Source organism: Kitasatospora sp. NPDC001603 (assembly GCF_040298365.1).
GTDB lineage: Bacteria > Actinomycetota > Actinomycetes > Streptomycetales > Streptomycetaceae > Kitasatospora.
On the sequence record NZ_JBEPAA010000023.1, the window covers coordinates 1 to 17,907 of the forward strand.

The 17,907-nt window shown below is 76.5% G+C and carries 9 protein-coding genes, 1 tRNA gene and 2 pseudogenes; 7 read left to right on the plus strand and 5 right to left on the minus strand.

Annotated elements, in window-relative coordinates:
- Window positions 1-400 precede the first annotated feature (400 nt).
- Together ABT263_RS16705 and ABT263_RS16710 are read right to left on the minus strand one after the other, a co-directional pair.
- Window positions 401-1,819 (minus strand): annotated as a pseudogene (locus tag ABT263_RS16705) (PP2C family protein-serine/threonine phosphatase); the annotation flags it as partial.
- Window positions 1,820-1,960: 141 nt separating this feature from the next.
- Complete coding sequence (locus tag ABT263_RS16710) at window positions 1,961-3,328, minus strand: NAD(P)/FAD-dependent oxidoreductase (RefSeq protein ID WP_352291227.1); 1,368 nt, start codon at window positions 3,326-3,328, stop codon at window positions 1,961-1,963.
- Window positions 3,329-3,927: 599 nt separating this feature from the next.
- Here ABT263_RS16710 and ABT263_RS16715 point away from each other — a divergent pair.
- Window positions 3,928-4,845, plus strand: coding sequence for a TetR/AcrR family transcriptional regulator (locus ABT263_RS16715; protein ID WP_352291159.1), 918 nt, complete (start codon window positions 3,928-3,930; stop codon window positions 4,843-4,845).
- A gap of 514 nt (window positions 4,846-5,359) precedes the next feature.
- Window positions 5,360-7,411, plus strand: a pseudogene (locus ABT263_RS16720) (sigma-70 family RNA polymerase sigma factor); the annotation flags it as partial.
- 66 nt (window positions 7,412-7,477) lie between these two features.
- On the opposite strand, the gene ABT263_RS16725 reads toward ABT263_RS16720, so the two are convergent.
- The 3 genes from ABT263_RS16725 to ABT263_RS16735 form a co-directional block, all read right to left on the minus strand.
- Window positions 7,478-8,242: a DsbA family oxidoreductase gene (locus ABT263_RS16725; RefSeq protein ID WP_352291228.1), complete on the minus strand. Its 765-nt coding sequence runs from the start codon at window positions 8,240-8,242 to the stop codon at window positions 7,478-7,480.
- A 170-nt stretch (window positions 8,243-8,412) separates the two neighbouring features.
- Complete coding sequence (locus ABT263_RS16730; protein ID WP_329489074.1) at window positions 8,413-8,934, minus strand: universal stress protein; 522 nt, start codon at window positions 8,932-8,934, stop codon at window positions 8,413-8,415.
- A gap of 147 nt (window positions 8,935-9,081) precedes the next feature.
- A complete protein-coding gene (locus tag ABT263_RS16735; RefSeq protein ID WP_352291160.1) occupies window positions 9,082-11,253 on the minus strand; it encodes an asparagine synthase-related protein in 2,172 nt (723 codons plus the stop codon).
- 763 nt (window positions 11,254-12,016) lie between these two features.
- Between ABT263_RS16735 and ABT263_RS16740 the strand changes: the two genes are divergently transcribed.
- The 5 genes from ABT263_RS16740 to trmB all read left to right on the plus strand — a co-directional run bounded on the left by ABT263_RS16740 (window position 12,017) and on the right by trmB (window position 17,856).
- A complete protein-coding gene (locus ABT263_RS16740; protein WP_352291161.1) occupies window positions 12,017-13,444 on the plus strand; it encodes an NsdA family TPR-like regulatory protein in 1,428 nt (475 codons plus the stop codon).
- Between the two features lie 67 nt (window positions 13,445-13,511).
- Window positions 13,512-13,573: transfer RNA gene (locus tag ABT263_RS16745), tRNA-Ser, on the plus strand.
- Between the two features lie 417 nt (window positions 13,574-13,990).
- Complete coding sequence (locus ABT263_RS16750) at window positions 13,991-15,580, plus strand: TROVE domain-containing protein (protein ID WP_352291162.1); 1,590 nt, start codon at window positions 13,991-13,993, stop codon at window positions 15,578-15,580.
- A gap of 71 nt (window positions 15,581-15,651) precedes the next feature.
- The gene (gene lhgD / locus ABT263_RS16755; protein WP_329489070.1) at window positions 15,652-16,887 is read left to right on the plus strand and encodes an L-2-hydroxyglutarate dehydrogenase; all 1,236 of its coding nucleotides are present in this window, start codon (window positions 15,652-15,654) and stop codon (window positions 16,885-16,887) included.
- Between the two features lie 138 nt (window positions 16,888-17,025).
- Window positions 17,026-17,856, plus strand: coding sequence for a tRNA (guanosine(46)-N7)-methyltransferase TrmB (trmB, locus tag ABT263_RS16760; protein ID WP_329489069.1), 831 nt, complete (start codon window positions 17,026-17,028; stop codon window positions 17,854-17,856).
- The last annotated feature ends 51 nt before the right edge of the window (window positions 17,857-17,907 follow it).

Consider the following 17,907-nt stretch of genomic DNA (forward strand, 5'->3'; position numbering starts at 1 on the left):
CGCTGTTGAGTTCTCAAGGAACGGACACTTCCTTCGGACCGCCTTCCAGCGGGCCCTCCGGGCGCTTCGTTCTTTCGTGTTTCCAGCTTACCAGATGTTTTCCGCTCCGTTTCCGGCGCTTCGTTCATCCAACTCGCTGGTGTCTTCCCGGGCTTGACGCCCTGTCCGACGTTTCAAACTCTAGCCGATCCCCGCCCCGAAAGGCGAATCCGGCCGCAATCCATATAAACAGGCATGACGAATAAGGCATGAGCGACACCGTCAATATGACAGCGCACAGCCCAGACCGAGCCGAAATGGTGTTTCCAGGGATTGGCCGCCTCGGGACCGTCCGCGTTGATACGTGTCCGGTGCTCCCAGCCAGGCAGCTCGAAGAACACTAGACCTGTCAGGGGGTCGAGTCAAGCGCCGCTCCCAGCTCCGGGAGGGCGGGCAGGGTCTCCTCGGCCGGCAGCTGGAAGGCCAGGATGGCGACGTCGTCGTCGTGGTCCGAACTGACGCCCATGGCCCGGAGCAGCCGGGCGCAGATCACCTCGGGAGCGCCGGCGGCCCCGGCGAGCGTCCGGGCGAGCAGGTCGAGGCCCTGGTCGATGTCCTCGTCCCGGCGCTCCACCAGACCGTCCGTATAGAGGACGCCGATGGTGCCGGGGAGCAGCCGCAGGGTGTGGGAGAGGTGGACGCCGCCGCCGGTGCCCAGGGGCGGGCCGTTCTGCTCCTCGCTGCGCAGGATGGTGCCGTCGGGGCAGCGGAGCAGCATCGGCAGGTGTCCCGCGGAGGCATAGGTGAGGGCGTGGCGCTCTGGGTCCCAGACCGCGTAGGTGCAGGTGGCGATCTGGTTGGCGTCGATCTCCATCGCGAGGCCGTCGAGCAGGCGCATCACCTCGTGCGGCGGCAGGTCGAGCCGGGCGTAGGCGCGGACGGCGGTGCGGAGCTGGCCCATCACGGCGGCGGCTCGCAGGCCGCGCCCCATCACGTCGCCGATGACCAGCGCGGTGCGGCCGCCGTCGATGGCGATGACGTCGTACCAGTCACCGCCGACCGCGGCCTCCGCGCCACCGGGCTGGTAGGTGGCGGCGACCCGGAGGTCGGCGGGCTGGTCGAGCTTCTGGGGGAGCAGGCTCCGCTGGAGGGTGACGGCGGCCTCGCGCTGGCGGCGTTCGGCCTCGCGCAGCCGGGTGGCGGCGAGCACCTGGTCGGTGACCTCGGCGGCGAAGATGAGGACGCCGGCGGGCAGTGCGTCCCTCGGCTCCTCGCCCTCCGCCACCTCGGTCCGGCCCTCGGCCCTGTTCTCGCGCCGGCCGTCCACCCTGCTCTCGGTCCGGCTCTCGTGCCGGCTGAGGGGGACGCAGGAGACGTTGTAGTAGCGGTTGCCGGTGAGCCCGAGGATGCAGCGGGCCTTGACGCTGCGCGGGCTGCCGCCGCGGATGACCTGGTCCATCAGCGGCAGGACGCCCATGGTGCCGAGCTCGGGCAGTGCCTCGCAGGCGGGCAGGCCGGTGGGCCGGTCGCCGAAGAGTTCGCGGTAGGCGCGGTTGGCGTAGCCGAGCTGGTGCAGCGGGCCGTAGGTGACGGCGACCGGGGCGGGGATGCGGTTCAGCACCTCGCGCAGGTCCTGGGGCCGCTGCGGGTCGAGCACCTCGGTGGGACTGACGAGGCTGGTGGGGTCGCGGGGGCTGGGGACGACCACGCCGTCGCCGGACGGCGTGCCCTGGTCGGTGCCGCGCCCGGCGGGCGGGGCGGTCCGCCACGGGGCTCCGGTGAGCCGGGCGCTCCAGCGCATGAGGTTCAAACGACGGCCGCTTCCTCGTTTACCAGGCATATCATCACTTTTTGTGTGCAGACTGCCACACCGGGTAATGACTCGGTCGGGCCGATCCTGTCAGGCGGAGGCCCGATTCCGGAAGTCGCGCGCGCTGGGCGCGGCCGTCTTGTCGGTCACAGCCGGCCGCCGGCGCCGCCCTCAGGTCGGCCGGTCGTCGGCGCCGCCCTTGCCGAAGCCGGCCTCGAACTCCGAACGCGGGTGCTCCACCGTCCCGAGCGAGACCACCTCCCGGGAGAACAGCCCGCCGAGCACCCAGTCCATCAGCACCCGCACCCGCCGGTCCGCGCTCGGCAGCCGGCGCAGGTGCCGGGCCCGGTGCAGCCACCAGGCGCGACGGCCGGTGAGCCGGCCGCCCCGGCCGGTGTGGGCGACCGCGCGGCCCAGGCCCAGCGAGGTCGAGCAGGCCGCGCGGTCCGGCCGGTACTCGACGATGCCCTCGGCGCGCGGGCCGCCCTCCAAGGCGACGAGCACGTTGGCGGCGAGCAGCTCGGCCTGGGCGAAGGCGTGCTGGGCGTTGGGCGCGCAGGGCGCCCCGTCGGCGTGCGGGTCGGGAACGGCGGCGCAGTCCCCGGCGGCCCAGACCCCGGGCAGCGCCCGCCCGTCCGGGCCGACCGCCTGGAGGGTGGCCAGACAGCGGATCCGGCCGGCGGTGTCCAGCGGCAGGTCGGTGTCGCGCAGCAGCGGGGACGGGCGCACCCCGGCCGTCCAGACCAGGGTCCGGGCGGCGAACCGGCTGCCGTCGGAGAGCGCCATCACCCGGTCGGCGGCCGACTCCAGCCTGGTGCCCAGGCGGACGTCGACGCTGCGCTCGCGCAGTTCGGCCAGCGTGTGCGCGGCCAGCTCGGGCGACTCCTCGGCGAGGATCCGGTCGGTGGCCTCGACCAGGACCCAGCGCAGGTCCCCGGGGCTGATGTTGTGGTAGCCGCGGACGGCGGTGCGCGCCATGTCCTCCAGTTCGGCGAGCGCGCCGACGCCGGCGTAGCCCGCGCCGACGAAGACGAAGGTGAGCGCGGCCTGGCGCAGGGCCGGGTCACGGGTCGCGGAGGCCAGGTCGAGCTGTTCCAGGACGTGGTTGCGCAGGCTCACCGCCTCGCCGACGGTGGAGAACCCCAGCCCGTGCTCGGCCAGCCCGGGCACCGGCGCCGTCCGGGAGACCGAGCCGGGGGCCACCACCAGGACGTCGTAGTCGAGCTCGACCGGGGCCGGCGGTTCCCCGCGGGCGGCGGCGTCGGCCCAGGCGCGGCGGGTGCCGTGCTCGATCCGGGTGATCCGGGCGGTGAGCACCCGGCAGTCCGGCAGGGCCCGCCGCAGCGGGACGACCACGTGGCGGGGGTCGATCGAGCCGGCCGCGACCTCGGCGAGCAAGGGGTGGTACGTCAAGTAGGACTGCGGTTCGACCACGGTGATCTCCGCCTCGCCCCGGCGCAGCCGTTCGCGCAGGCCGCGCTGGAGGTGCAGCGCGGTGGACATCCCGGCGCAGCCGCCGCCGACGATCAGAATTCTGATGGCGAACCTCCTGCCGATGCGACCTGTCCCCGGCTCTCGGCCGGGGGTGCCCCCCACCACGCCCTCAATGAAGGACCGTCGGAGGGCCTCTTGTCCACAGTCCGTGCCGGGTCGGTTGGGGCGGGAGTTGCCCCGTGGTGCCAGATGTGCTGCCTGGGTGAGTTTCTGACGCACTTTCGGCTTCGAACGGCCGTGAACTATGGTCGGATTGTGCATCGGGGCGGCCATCGCCATGACAACTGGCGGCGACGCACCGTGGAGCGGCCATTACGGCCAGTTCCAGTGTTGGCGCGTAAACCCGACTGCGGGACGGTGTTCCGGGGAAGGGTAGTTCCCGGACGAGGCCCCGTGGGGTGCCGACGCGCCGGGCCGGATGTGCGGTCCCGGCCCGGTGGCACCGGTCGGAGCGGAGTCCGCATGGCCTTGCGTGCGCGGTCGCCGTGCGCGTGCGGTCTGGCGTCACCCGGACGCGGCTTGCGTCACAACCGACTACGAGCGATGGGTCATCGGGTCATTTCTGACAGGCGGAGCTGCACCGGGGGGTGCAGGGGCGGGCGACGGCAGGGTCCGGGATCGGGCACCTGCGGGGGAGAGTTGGGATGATGGAGCAGGAGCGACTGTTGGGCCGGGCGGCGGTACCGCGCGTCGGCCAGGGCGTGGTGCCGGAGCAGCGCAGCCCCGCGGACCTGCCACCGCAGGCCGCGGTGGCGTACGCGGCGGTCCACTACCCGGCCGAACCGCCGCAGGGCGGTGGCGGACCGGTGTCCGGTGCCCGGCTGCGGGTGGACGCCCGGCGGAACCTGGAGAGCGTGCTGCGTGCGGCCCGCGAGGTGTTCGGCGAGTTCGGCTACGGCGCGCCGATGGAGGAGGTCGCGCGCCGGGCCGGGGTCGGGGTGGGCACGGTGTACCGGCGCTTCCCGAGCAAGGAGGTGCTGGTCCAGCGGATCGCCGCCGAGGAGGTGGCGTGGCTGACCGCGCAGGCGCGGGAGTCGCTGTACGGCGGCGGCGGTGCCTGGGAGTCGCTGGCCGGCTACCTGGCGCGGGCGGTGGGTACGGGGGCCGGGCGGCTGCTGCCGCCGGAGGCCTTCCGGTACGCGGAGGAGCTGGGCAGGGTGCCCGAGCAGCGCTCGGGGGATCCGGCCGGCGCGGGCGCCCTGCTCGGCAACCGGTTCGAGCCGCGGCACGGCGGGCTGCCGGAGGGCGGCGGAGAGCCCGCGGCCGACGCGGACCCGCGGCAGTTGCTGCAACTGCTCGCCGCCCTGGTGGCGCGCGCGGGCGCGGCCGGGGAGCTGCGGCCGGGGGTGACGGTCGCGGACGTGGTGCTGGTGCTGACCGCCTCGGTTCCGGTGCACGCCTCGCGCGGCGTACCGGGGGCGGACCCGTACACGGCGCCCGTGTCGGCCGCGTTCGGCGGCGCGTTCCCGGCGGCGGGCGGTCAGCAGACGGGCGGTCAACCCGTCGAAGGACCGGCCGACCGGCTGCTGCGGATCCTGCTGGACGGGCTCCGGGCGCGCTGATCCCACCGCTCTGGTGACCGCGGGCCCCGGAGGGCAGGGGAGTTGAGGATCAACCCGGCGTGAGCGGCTCGGCCGCGCGCCGGGGGCGGCCGCCGCCGCGCCGGTGCACCGGACGGGGCGAACACATCCTCGACGGCCCCTCGGAAGAGTGGGTCGCGGCGGTCCGGCTACCGCCCAACTCTGCGCTATGCCATCCTTTGCCCGTGGTTGGAGCCAATGTCCCGATGCGCGCCGTTCGCGCGCCCTCGGCGCCGTACAGCGGGGAACCGTGCGCTCACGCACTCCCGTGTGCTCTGCCGCACTACGGGGGCTGTCGTGGAATCTGGGGTCCGTTGTGAGCGCCGAGGAACAGAACGACTACGGCTACGGCCTCGACTTCGGCCGCTCCGGCCCGGGCGGACCGAACGGCGGGACGGGTGGCGCGGACGGGGGCCCCGGCAGGGCCGGGCACGGGCCGGGGCAGGCGCCCGGCGCGGTGCCGAGCGCGTCGGGGCAGGTGCCTGACCAGGCCGGGATGCCCAGCCGCGAGACCCTCTCCGCCTCCGACGCGTACCCGCAGACCCGCGTCCCCGGCCAGGCACCGGCCGGCCGCGGCGGCGTGGCCCCGGAGGCCTTCGTCGACGACGGCTCCCGCGCCCGGCCGACCGTACCGGCCCCCGCCGACCCGGTCGACGGCGAGCGCCCGGCCTCCGACGCCGAGTTGACCGCCCGGGTGCGGGCCGGCGACGACGCCGCGTACGAGGAGATCTACCGCCGGCACGCCGACTCGGTGCGCCGCTACGCGCGGACCTGCTGCCGGGACAGCTTCACCGCCGAGGACCTGGCCGGCGAGGTGTTCGCCCGCACGCTGCAGGCGCTGCGGGCGGGCAAGGGCCCGGAGTTCGCCGTCCGCGCCTATCTGCTGACCGCCGTCCGCAACGTCGCCGCGGCCTGGACCCGCAGTGAGCGGCGCGAGCAACTCGTCGACGACTTCAGCACGTTCGCGCAGACCTCGGCCGCCACCGTCGACCTGGACCTGGCCGACCCGGGGGCCGACGCCTGGGCGATGGCGCTGGCCGACCAGCGCATGGTGATGCAGGCCTACGCCGAACTGCCCGAGGACGACCGGATGGTGCTCTGGCACACCGAGGTCGAACGGGAGTCCCCCAAGACCGTCGCGGTGATGCTCGGCAAGACCGCCAACGCCACCGCCGTCCAGGCGCACCGGGCCCGCGACCGGCTGGCCGCGGCCTTCCTCCAGGCCCATGTCTCGGGCAGCCAGGCCCGGGCCTGCGAGGCGTACGCCAACCGGCTCGGCGCCTACGCGCGCGGCTCGCTGCGCAAGCGGGCGTCCGCGGAGGTCGGCCGGCACCTGCGGGAGTGCGACCGGTGCACGGCCGCCTGCCTGGAGCTGTCCGAGATCAACCACAGCCTGCGGGCGCTGCTGCCCGGCGGCGTCCTGGTCTGGGTGGGGGTGGGCGGCTTCAGCGCCGCCGCTGCCGCCGTGGGCGGTGCGGCGGCGGTCGGCGGCGCGGCCGCGGGGACGGCGGCGGCCGCCGCGGGCGGCGCGGCCGGCGGGACCTCCGGGGCGACGGCAGGCGCCGCGGCCGGATCCGCGGGTGGCGCGGCCGGCGGGAGCGGTGGCGCCGCGGCGGCGGGCGAGGGCCTGGGCATGGCGGCCAAGGCCGGCATCGCCGCCGCGGTCGCCGTGGCGGCGGCCGCCGTCGCCGCCTACGCGCTGACCGGCTCGCCCGAGCCGAAGCCCCCGCTGGCCGCGCCGCCGGCCTCCTCCCCGGCCCTACCGGCGCCGCCGCCGGTGGCACCGGTACCGAGCGCGGCGCCGCGCACCCCCGATCCGGTCCCGGTGGTGGAACCCGCGCCGAGCCCCTCCGCCACCCCGTCACCGACGCCGACGCCCTCCGTCGCACCCCGCCCGGCGCCGAAGGCCGTGCCGCCGCCCGCGCCGAGCAGTCCGGCCGCCTCCTCCCCCGCACCGGCCCCGCCCTCGCCGCGGCCGACCCGGCCGACCCCTCCGCCGCTGCCGCCGGTACCCGTGGTGCCGACCCCGACGCCGCCCCCGGTACCCACCCCCGAGGTGCCGGTCCTGCCCACCCCGACTCCCCCGCCGCTGCCGACCCCGACCGTCACACCGCCGGCTCCGACCGACTTCTGGGCCGACGACCTGCCCGTACTGAAGCCCGGCAACAACCGGGTGCCGGCGTCGACCCCGAGCATCCGGCAGCGGGGCAGCGACTGGTTCTGGCAGCGCGACAGCGTCTCGATCGGCGGCACCCCCCGGGCCCACGGCATCACCGTGCACGCGCCCGCGACCACGGTGGTCGACCTCAACCGCGGCTGCACGGCCTTCGACGCGGTGGCCGGGGTGGACGACATCGCCGCCTCGACCGGCGGCGTGGTCTTCTCGGTGCAGGGCGGCGACGGCCGGACCCTGTGGCGCTCGCCGCCGCTGGCCACCGGGGACGACGCGGTGCCGGTGCACGTGCCGCTGGCCGGGCAGAGGTCGATCCGGCTGGTGGTCACCCCGGCGCACGGCGTCCGGTCGGCGCTGAACGTGTCCGACTGGGCCGAGGCCCGCTTCAGGTGTGCCAGAAGCGGGCCCCGGGAGGGTGCCGGCGGTCCCGGTAGGGGCCGGTCAGACGGCGCAGGAGCCGTCCGCGCAGGCCTCGCCGGCCGCGACGACCGGCACCGGCTCGGGCCGGCGCTCGCCGATCTCCTCGGCGACCTGCTCCAGCACCTTGCGGAAGGTCTCGGCGTCCTGGCCGCCCTGGACGGCCCACTTTCCCTCGAAGACGAAGGTCGGCACGGCGGTGATGCCCAGCTCGCGGGCCTCGGCGAGCTGGGCGCTCACCTCGGCGGCGCCCTCGTCGCCCGCGAGGTAGGCCGCCACCCGGTCGCCGTCCAGGCCCGCGGACACCGCCAGCCGGGTCAGCGCGGCGCGGTCGCCGACGTCCACCCCGTCGCTGAAGTGGGCCTTGAGCAGCGCCTCCTTCAGCCGGCCCTGCGCCGCCGCGCCGTACTCGGTCCCGGCGAGGTGGAGCAGCCGGTGGCCGAGGAAGGTGTTGGCGTGCAGCGCGGCGTCGAAGTCGTAGCTGATGCCCTCGGCACGGCCCAGCTCGGCCACCCGGGCGTCCATCGCGACGGACTGCGGGCCGTAGCGCTCGGCCAGCCACGCGCGGTGCGGGCTCGCGGTGGCCGGGGCGTCCGGCACCAGCTGGTACGGCCGGTAGACCACCTCGACGTCCTCCTTGCCCGCGAAGCCGTCCAGCGCCTGCTCGAAGCGGCGCTTGCCGATGTAGCACCAGGGGCAGGCGATGTCGGAGTAGATCTCGACCTTCATGGCGGCGGTTCTCCAGGGGTGGGGAGGGCGGGGTTCCGGGATAGGTGAACGATGAACCATCTCGGGACATTCCCGGCGCGCGAGCGCTCCCCTCCCACCTCCCGGCAGGCCGTGCGCTCCGGCGCGGAGCGTGCCCGACCGGCGCGGGACCGCGCCCGGGCGCCCTCGGCCGGCCTCCGTGGCCCGGCGGCCGGCCGGGGGTCGGCTCAGCGGTCGGCCCGGCGGTCGGCTCAGCGGTCCGGAGGCGCGGGGACGATCAGGACCGGACAGGCCGCGTGGTGGACGGCGGCCGAGCCGACCGAGCCCAGCAGCAGCCGGCCGAAGCCGCCGTTGCCCCGGGTGCCGAGCACCAGCGTGTGCTGCCGGGCCGAGGCCGCCAGCAGCACCTCGATCACGTTGCCGAGCACCACGTGCAGCGACAGCTCCCCCGCGTACGGGCGGAGCCGGGCCCGCTGCACCGCCGCCACCGCACGGCGCAGGCCGTCCGCCATGCTCTCGACCAGCGTCTCGACGCTCTCCTGGACCAGTTCGGCCATCCCCGGCGGGTACCCGGTCGGGGCCGGGTTGACCACCGCGAGCACGTACAGCGGCAGTTCGAACCGCTCGGCCTCGGTCATCGCCCGGTCCAGCGCCCAGAGCGAACCGTCCGAGCCGTCGCACGCGGCCAGCACCCCCGGCGGACGGCCCGTCGGCGGACGGCCGAGCACCGAGAGCAGGACGGGGACGGACGGATCCGGGCTGGCGCTGGTCACCACGGCCTCCACGGGGACGGGACGGGATGGCGTCATGATCGCCCGCCCGGGGGACGGCGCCCGCGAGCCGCGCCGAACCGGGCGCCGCCGCCCGGCCGCCCCGGCCCGGCCACCGCGGTCGGGCCACCGCGGTCGCACGCGTCGGGGTCAGGCGAAGCGGGCGGCGGGGAGGGCGGTGCGCCGGGCGAGGGGCAGGCCGGTCCAGCAGGCGCCGTGCCGCCGGGCGCGGACCCGGCGGAGCCAGAGTTCGGTGGAGACCAGCTCGGCGAGCCCGGCCAGGGTGCCGGGTGCGAGCGGCGCGTCGGGGTCGGCGCAGCGGGCCAGCCCGGCCCGGACGGCGGGGAGGTCGATCAGCCCGGCCTCGGCGAGCAGCGGGGCGTCGAAGAGCTCGGCGATGCCGTCGGCGGCGAGCCGCAGGCCCGCCCGGGCGGGGGCGGTGCGGTCGGGGCGGGGGCCGCGGCCCCAGTCGGGCGGCAGGTCCGTCCGGCCGGCCCCGGTGAGGACGGCGTGCAGCAGGGCGTGCCGGGCGCCGGGCTGGAGCCGGACGTCGTCGGGCAGCAGCCGGCTCGCCCGGACCACCTGGTTGTCCAGGAACGGCGCGTGCAGCCGCTGGCCGGGCTGCTCGGCGGCGTGCACCAGAGTGCGGAACCCGCGCGCGTGCCGGTGCAGGGCGTACCGGGCCCGGCGCACGCCCGGTGGCTCGGCGGGCGCCGGTTCGCGCGCTGCCAGCCGCAGCCGCAGCGCGACCGCGGAGAGCGCCTCGTCGGAGAGCCAGCGGGCCGCCGGTCCGGGCACGCACCAGAGCAGGTCGTCGGCCGAGCGGGCGCCCGCCGTACCGCCGCCGTCCGGGACGTGCCGCAGCGTCAGCCGCACGGCGGCGTCGTCGAGCGCGTCGGCGTAGCGGATCCGGGAGAGCCGGTGGGCCGCGCGCACCACGGTGAGCGGGGTGCGCAGCGCACCCGCCAGGACGCCCGCCGTCACCCGGTCGGCGCCGGCCAGGGCGGCGACCGGGGGCAGCAGCTCGCGCGGCCGGCCGGCCCGGACGAGGTCGGCCAGCCGGGCCGGGTGGCCGTCCAGGACCTGGCGGGCCCCGTACCCGGTGAGGTGGTCGGTGCCGCCGGCGTCGAAGCGGGCCGCGGCGCGGGCGGCGGCGATCAGCTCCGGACCGGGCTCGTCGGTGAGGCGTCCGGCCCGCGGGTCGGCCACCAGGTCGGCGTACGGGAGGGTGTCCGGCCCGGGGGCGAGCACCGTGTGCCGCAGCCGGGGCGTGTGGGGGGCGATCGCCAGGGTGGCCGGGCCCTCGCTCTCGCCCAGGGTGACGGCCGCCAGCTGCTCGGGAGCGGACCGGCCCGGAGCGGACGCCCGGGCCCAGGAGCCCTTGACCGCGCCGTTCCTGGCCCGCCCTCCGGGTAGCGCGGCCGGTCCGGCGACGGCGGGCACGGGTGCGGGTGCCGGTCCGGCGACGGGCGCGGGCGGGACGGCGGCGGCGAGCAGGGCGACGGTGGCCGAGGCCGTCCCGTACGAGAGGTCGACCCCCAGCCGGGCCCGGCCGGGGTCGGCGGCGCCGGCGGCGGGGGTGCGGACCCGGGACCGGACGGACTCCAGCAGGGCGCGGGTGAGTTCGCGGACGGCCGGTGCCTCGCCGCGCGGCCGCGGCCCGCCGCCGGGCTCGTCGTACGCCGCGAGGTAGGGGCGGCCGCCGCGGATGGCCAGGGTGTGTCCGGGCGGTACCCGCTGCACGCCGAGGTACGGGGTGCCGGTGCCGAGCGCCTCCGGGGACTCCGGGCAGGCGAGCCGGGCGGCGAGGTGGCCGGTGTCCAGCGGGGCGCCGATCAGATCGGCGAGCGGGAGGGCGGCGGTGGCGTACGCGGTGCCGTCGGCCCACGGGGTGTGGAAGACGGGCCGGGCGCCGGCCAGGTCGGTGAGCAGCGCGGTGGACCGGGTGCCGGTGCGCAGGACGACGGTGTAGCTGCCGGGCCAGGTGGTGAGGTGGCGGACGGCGCCGCCGCGGGCGGCGGCGAGGCCGGCGGCGAGTTCGGCGTCGGTGGCGCCGCAGTGGCCGATGACGGCGAGCCGGGTGGTCGCGGGGGCGTCCTCGACCGGGTCGGGCGCGCCGGCGCCGGTGGTGACGACGGCGGGGGCGCCGGGGCGCAGGGTGACCAGCCGGATCTCCTCGGGGCGCCAGTCGCCGACCGCCCAGAGGGGGTTGGGGCCGGTCCACAGGGGGCGCGCGGCGATCGGTGCCACCGCTCCGGGCGGCTCGTGCGCCGGGGCGCCCGCTCGGGGCGCACCCGTGCTCCAGCCCGTCAGCCACCGCATCGCGCCTCCACCGGACGAGGACCAGCACCGTGCGGCGCGTCCGCCGGCGGGCGGCCCGGCCCGGCCGGGGCGCGCCGCGGCGACCGGCCGCCGCGATCGGGCGCGCCGTCAGGAGACATCGTGCCACCGCTCGCCCGTCCCGTGACCGGAGTTGTCGTTTCCGATTCGCCGGGCGGGGCCCCCGAGGGTGCGGCGGGCACACCGGCCGGCACACCGGCGGGCACACCGGACGGTCCGGCCGGAGCAGCCGTGCGGGCCGCGTCTCGGCCGGGCGGGCCGGGCCTTCCCCTCCCCGGCCCGGACCGCCCTTTCGCCGCCTTTGTCATGGCCATCGCGAGATGGCCGAAAGGCGTCGTCCGGCCCGGGAGGGCATCCGCATGCCCTCCCGGACTTCGCCGCCGTCCGCGGGGATTGAGACGGCGGCATCCCCCGGCCCGCCGGGTCCTCGACAGCGGGCCGACCCACGACCACCAGCGAATCGCCGACCAGCCGGTCGGGCCAGGGGGCACGGCCGGGCGCACATCGACACGGGACCGGAGCACGACGCTCCGGCGCGCGGCCGGCCCGATCGCCCCCGGCCATGTCCGCGCGGTCCGCCCGGGCCCGCCGGAGCGCCCGCCGCCGATCGGCGGGTGCGCGATCCCGCCATCCGGAATGCGGCCTCTTAACCCTCGGAACGCGTCCGACTACTCTAGGTACAGCAGCTACGGCCCGGTGCCGCCCGGGCCCCGCGCACAAGGCCGCAGGAGGTGCCGCCGCCACCATGACCATCAGCCCACGAGGACCGAACGAACGGCTCGGCACGCTCCTGACCCTCGCCCAGATCAGCAACGCCGGCCTGGCCCGGAGGGTCAACGACCTGGGTGCGCAGAGGGGTTTGACGCTGCGCTACGACAAGACCTCGGTGGCCCGGTGGGTCAGCAAGGGCATGGTCCCGCAGGGTCCGGTCCCGCACCTGATCGCCACCGCGATCGGCGGCAAGCTCGGCCGGCCGGTGCCGCTGGAGGAGATCGGCCTCGGCGACACCGACCCGGCGCCCGAACTCGGCCTGGCCTTCCCGCGCGAGGTGTCCGAGGCGGTCCGCTCGGCCACCGACCTCTGGCGGGTCGACCTCGACCTGCGGCGCGGCCCCGGCGGCGGCCGCTGGAGCGACAGCCTGGCCGGCACCTTCTCGGTCGCCGCGTACGCGACGCCCGTCTCCCGCTGGCTGATCAACCCGGCGGACGGCTCGGTGGCCCGCGAGGCGCCGCGCACGCCCGCCGAGGCGGGCTCGTACCGGGTCGGCCACTCGGACGCCGCCAAGCTCCGCGAGGCCGCCCAGGAGGCCCGCCGCTGGGACTCCAAGTACGGCGGCGGGGACTGGCGTTCGTCGATGGTGCCGGAGTGCCTGCGGGTGGAGGCGGCGCCGCTGCTGCTGGCCTCCTACAGCGACGCGGTGGGCCGGGCACTGTTCGGTGCCACGGCCGAACTCACCCGGCTGGCCGGGTGGATGGCCTTCGACACCGGCCAGCACGAGGCCGCCCAGCGGTACTACATCCAGGCGCTGCGGCTCGCCCGCGCCGCCGCCGACGTTCCGCTCGGCGGCTACGTGCTGGCCTCGATGAGCCTGCAGGCCGGCTACCGGGGCTTCGCCGAGGAGGCGGTCGACCTCGCGCAGGCCGCGCTGGAGCGCAACCGCGGGCTGGCCACCGCCCGCACCATGAGCTTCTTCCACCTGGTCGAGGCCCGGGCTCAGGCCAAGGCCCGCAACGCCGCCGCGTGCGCGACGGCGCTCGGCGCCGCGGAGAACGCGCTGGAACGGGCGCGCGCCGGGGATCCCGATCCGGCCTGGATCGACTTCTACGCCTACGACCGCCTCGCCGCCGACGCCGCCGAGTGCTTCCGCGACCTCGGAGTGCCCTCCAAGGTCCGCCAGTTCACCCGGGAGGCGCTGGCCCGGCCCACCGAGGGGTTCGTCCGCTCGCACGGGCTGCGGCTGGTCGTCTCGGCGATGGCCGAGGCCGAGGCGGGCGACCTGGACGCGGCGGTCGCGGCCGGGGAGCGGGCCGTCGAGGTCGCCGGCCGGATCTCCTCGCAGCGCAGCCGCGAGTACGTGGTCGATATGCTGCGCCGCCTCGAACCCTTCCAGGGGGAGCGCCGGGTACGGGAACTGACGGAACGGGCGCGCGCGGTGATCGTCGCCCCGGCGTAGCGGGCCCGGCGGTAATTCGGATGCACCGGCGGGAGAGGCCTGGCTATCGTCTCTCTCGTCCAGGTGCGCAGGCAGGGGTTACTTCCACTCCTAATGGGCAGGTCGCGGGTTCGAGTCCCGCCGCCGGCACTCGTGCCGGTGTAGCTCAGTCGGCAGAGCAGCTTCGTCACCTCAGCCGCCATCGATCTCTGGACACCCATACCTCAATAGGTTTTCCGCACCTCCCGGTGCGACGGCAGCGGTTACTTCGTGGAGCGCCCCCAGCGGGGCGCGGTGAACCGGACAACAACACCGCCGCCACCTCGATCTCGGGAGGCACAGCGCCGGGGGGTGCCCGGTGCGCAGGCGGGGGTTACTTCGGATCTTGCGGTTCCGGGTTCGAGTCCCGGGCGTGCCGCGCGCGAGCGCGGCCGTTAGCTCAATCCGGTAGAGCACAAGGCATACACCTCCGCCGACGCCGGCCGCCGGGCCGGCACGATCTCGGGCACCCCTTCCTCCGCCGTGCCTCCTTCGCGTTCCACCAGCCAGCAGGGGGCAGCATCCACCATGTCGCGTTTCAACACCCGTACGGCCCGGCCGAGTCCGGCCTCGCCGGTACGCAGCACCGGGAAGCGCACCGTGAACCACAACGGCGGCACCGGGTTCCAGCGCGACGCCAGGTCCGAACTCTTCCTGCTGGCGGTGGCGAACCTGGTCGGTCAGGACACCTTCTACGAGAAGGGCGGCGCGCGGGACGACCGCTACACCGCGCTGGTGCGCGGACTCGCCGTCACCGACCCGGAGTGGACCACGGGCCTGCTGCGCTGGCTGCGGTCCGACGCGCACCTGCGCACGGCCGCGCTGGTCGGCGCCGCCGAGTTCACCCGGGCCCGGCTGGACGCCGGGGCGCCCGGCCACTCGCGGCAGGCCGTCGACGCCGTCCTGCAGCGCGCGGACGAGCCCGGCGAACTGCTCGCCTACTGGACGTCCCGCTACGGCCGGGCGCTGCCGAAGCCGCTCAAGCGCGGGGTCGCGGACGCCGTCCGCCGGCTCTACCACGCCCGCTCGCTGCTCAAGTACGACACCGCGTCCAAGGGCTACCGCTTCGGTGACGTGCTGGAGCTGACCCACCCCTCGCCCGACCCGGCCAAGCCGTGGCAGGGCGAGCTGTTCCGCTACGCGCTGGACCGCCGGCACCGGCCGGACGAGGCCGTCCCGCCCGCCTCCGACCGGCTGCTCGCGGCCAACCGCGAACTGCTCGCCCTGCCCGTCGAGCAGCGGCGGGCGGCGGTGACGGCCGAGGGCGGTGCCGAGCGGCTCGCCGCGGCCGGGCTGACCTGGGAGGCACTGGCCGGCTGGCTGCGGGGCCCGCTGGACGCGGCCGTCTGGTCGGCGGTCATCCCGTCCATGGGCCCGATGGCGCTGGTGCGCAACCTGCGCAACTTCGACCAGGCCGGCGTCCCGGACGAGGTCGCGGCCGAGGTCGCGCGGCGGATCGCCGACCCGGACGAGGTGCGCCGCTCCCGCCAGTTCCCGTTCCGCTACCTCGCCGCGCACCGGCACGCGCCGTCGCTGCGCTGGGGGCACGCACTGGAGACGGCGCTCTCCCACTCGCTCGGCAACGTGCCCGCGCTGCCCGGCCGGACGCTGATCCTGGTCGACCGCTCGGGCTCGATGTTCGACCGGCCGAGCGCGCAGACCCAGCTCAACCGGGCCGACTCGGCGGCGATCTTCGGCACGGCCCTCAAGGTCCGGGCCGCCGACGCCGACCTGGTCGAGTTCGGCACCACCAGCCGGGTCGTCCGGGTCGCCCCGGGCGAGGCCGTGCTGCGGGTCCTGGACCGCTTCACCGACCTCGGCGGCACCGACACCGCCCAGGCCGTCCGCACCCACTACCGGGGCCACGACCGGGTGGTCGTCGTCACCGACGAGCAGACCGGCCGCGACCACTGGGGCGGCGACGCCCTGGCCGCCGTGCCGGCCCACGTCCCCGTCTACACCTGGAACCTGGCGGGCTACGCGCCCGGCCACGGCCCGAGCGGCGCGGCGAACCGGCACACCTTCGGCGGGCTGGGCGACGCCGCGTTCCGGCTGATCCCGCTGCTCGAAGCGGGCCGGCACGCGACCTGGCCGTGGCTGGAGCCGGACGCCCGCTGAGGCGCCCTCGACCGGCCCCGCCCACCGTGACAGCATCGGCGGGCGGGGCCGGGCCGAACGAGGAGCGAGCGGTGGCGTACGACTTCGACGTGCTGGTGGTGGGCGGCGGGATCGTCGGGCTCTCCACGGCGTACGCGCTGACCCGGGCCCGGCCCGGGCTGCGGCTGGCGCTGCTGGAGAAGGAGCCCGGCTTCGCCGCCCACCAGACCGGCCGCAACAGCGGGGTGATCCACAGCGGCGTCTACTACCGCCCCGGCTCGCTCAAGGCCCGGTACGCCGTCGCCGGGGCCACCGAGATGGTGGAGTTCTGCCGCGCCCACGGCGTCCCGTACGAGGTGACGGGCAAGCTGATCGTCGCCACCGACCCGGCCGAGCTGCCCCGGCTGCGGGCCCTCGCCGAGCGCGGCCGGGAGAACGGCATCCCGGTCGCCGAGCTGGACCGGGCCGGCATCACCGCGTACGAGCCGCAGGTGACGGGTATCGCCGGGCTGCACATCGGCACCACCGGCATCTGCGACTTCCCCGCCGTGGCCGCCGCCTACGCCCGGCTGGCCCGCGAGGCGGGCGCGGAGCTGCGCACCGGCACCGAACTGCGGGCGGTCGCCCGCCGGGCCGACGGCGTGACCGTGCAGACCTCCACCGGCGAGCTGCGCGGCCAGGTACTGGTGAACTGCGCGGGACTGCACAGCGACCGGATCGCCCGGCTGGCCGGCGACGACCCCGGCGTGCGGATCGTGCCGTTCCGCGGCGAGTACTACGAACTCGCCCACGAGCGAAGGGAACTGGTACGCGGCCTGGTCTACCCCGTCCCCGACCCGGCCTTCCCCTTCCTCGGCGTGCACCTGACCCGGGGCATCCACGGCGACGTGCACGTCGGCCCGAACGCGGTGCCCGCGCTGGCCCGCGAAGGGTACGACTGGCGCACCGTCCGCCCGCGCGACCTCGCCGGGACGCTCGCCTTCCCCGGCACCTGGCAGATCGCCCGCCGGCACTGGCGGTACGAGCTCGGCGAGCTGCACCGCTCGCTCTCCAAGCGGGCCTTCACCGCGGCCGTCCGGCGGCTGCTGCCCGCCGTCACCGCCGAGGACCTGGTACCGGCCGTCGCCGGGGTCCGGGCCCAGGCGGTGGCCCGGGACGGCGCGCTGCTGGACGACTTCGCCTTCGCCGGCTTCGACCCGGACGACCCGCGCTCCACCCGCCGTCTGGTGCACGTCCTGAACGCCCCCTCACCGGCCGCCACCGCCTCGCTGCCGATCGGCCGCGAGGTGGCCCGGCGGGCGCTGGCCGCCCTCGCAGCGGGCGGCTGAGCCGGCCCGTCCCGACCGGCCCGTCCCGACCGGCGCGCCCTGGCCGGAACGGAGCGGGGCGGACGCGGCCCGGGCCCCGCGTCAGGTGCGTCACAGCCCCTGGGGCCGCACCCGGCGGCCCCGTAGAATCGGGTGATTGTGACTGCCACCGCCCCGATCCCCCAGCAATCGCCGTCCGCCCGGCTCTCCGCCGCGCCGGCCGGCTACCCCGCGCCGATGTACCCGCACCGGGCCACCGAGGCCCAGCACAGCGAGCGACGCATCCGCAGCTTCCAGCCGCGCCGGGGCCGGATGACCAACGCCCAGGCGGGCGCGCTGGACCGGGGCTGGGAGACGTACGGCATCGCGATCGACGGCAGCCCGCTGGACCTGGCGGAGCTCTTCGGCGGTCTGCCGGTCACCCTGGAGATCGGCTTCGGGATGGGCGAGACGACCGCCGCGATGGCCGCCGCCGACCCGGCGACGGGCATCCTCGCCGCCGACGTCCACACCCCCGGCCACGGCAACCTGCTCGGCCTGCTGGAGCGGGACGGCTCGCGCAACGTCCGCCCGGCCGCCGGCGACGCCGTCATCCTGTTGCGCGACATGCTGCCCGACGCCTCGCTGGCCGGCCTGCGGGTCTACTTCGCCGACCCGTGGCCGAAGCCGAAGCACCACAAGCGCCGGCTGGTCCAGGCCTCCTTCCTGGAGCTGGTGCTGCCCCGGCTGGCCCCCGGCGCGCTGGTGCACTGCGCCACCGACTGGGAGCCGTACGCCGAGCAGATGCTGGAGGTGCTCTCCGCCTCGCCCGAGCTGGAGAACCTGCACCCCGAGGGTGACGGCACCGGCTGGCTGGAGCCCGCCGACCACCCGGCCGGCAGCGTGCCCGGCTACGCTCCCCGGCCCGACTGGCGGCCGGTCACCAAGTTCGAACGGGCCGGCATCGCCAAGGGCCACGTGGTGCACGACCTGCTCTTCCGCCGCCGCTGAACCGCCGCCGGGCTGACCACTCGGCCCGGCTGCCCGGCCTCATCGCCGGCC

Excerpts from the sequence above, each read along its gene's own strand:
- ABT263_RS16740 (WP_352291161.1), top strand. The coding sequence starts at position 12,017 with ATGACCATCAGCCCACGAGGACCGAACGAACGGCTCGGCACGCTCCTG.
- ABT263_RS16735 (WP_352291160.1), bottom strand. The coding sequence starts at position 11,253 with ATGCGGTGGCTGACGGGCTGGAGCACGGGTGCGCCCCGAGCGGGCGCC.
- ABT263_RS16715 (WP_352291159.1), top strand. The coding sequence starts at position 3,928 with ATGATGGAGCAGGAGCGACTGTTGGGCCGGGCGGCGGTACCGCGCGTC.
- ABT263_RS16725 (WP_352291228.1), bottom strand. The coding sequence starts at position 8,242 with ATGGTTCATCGTTCACCTATCCCGGAACCCCGCCCTCCCCACCCCTGG.
- ABT263_RS16750 (WP_352291162.1), top strand. The coding sequence starts at position 13,991 with ATGTCGCGTTTCAACACCCGTACGGCCCGGCCGAGTCCGGCCTCGCCG.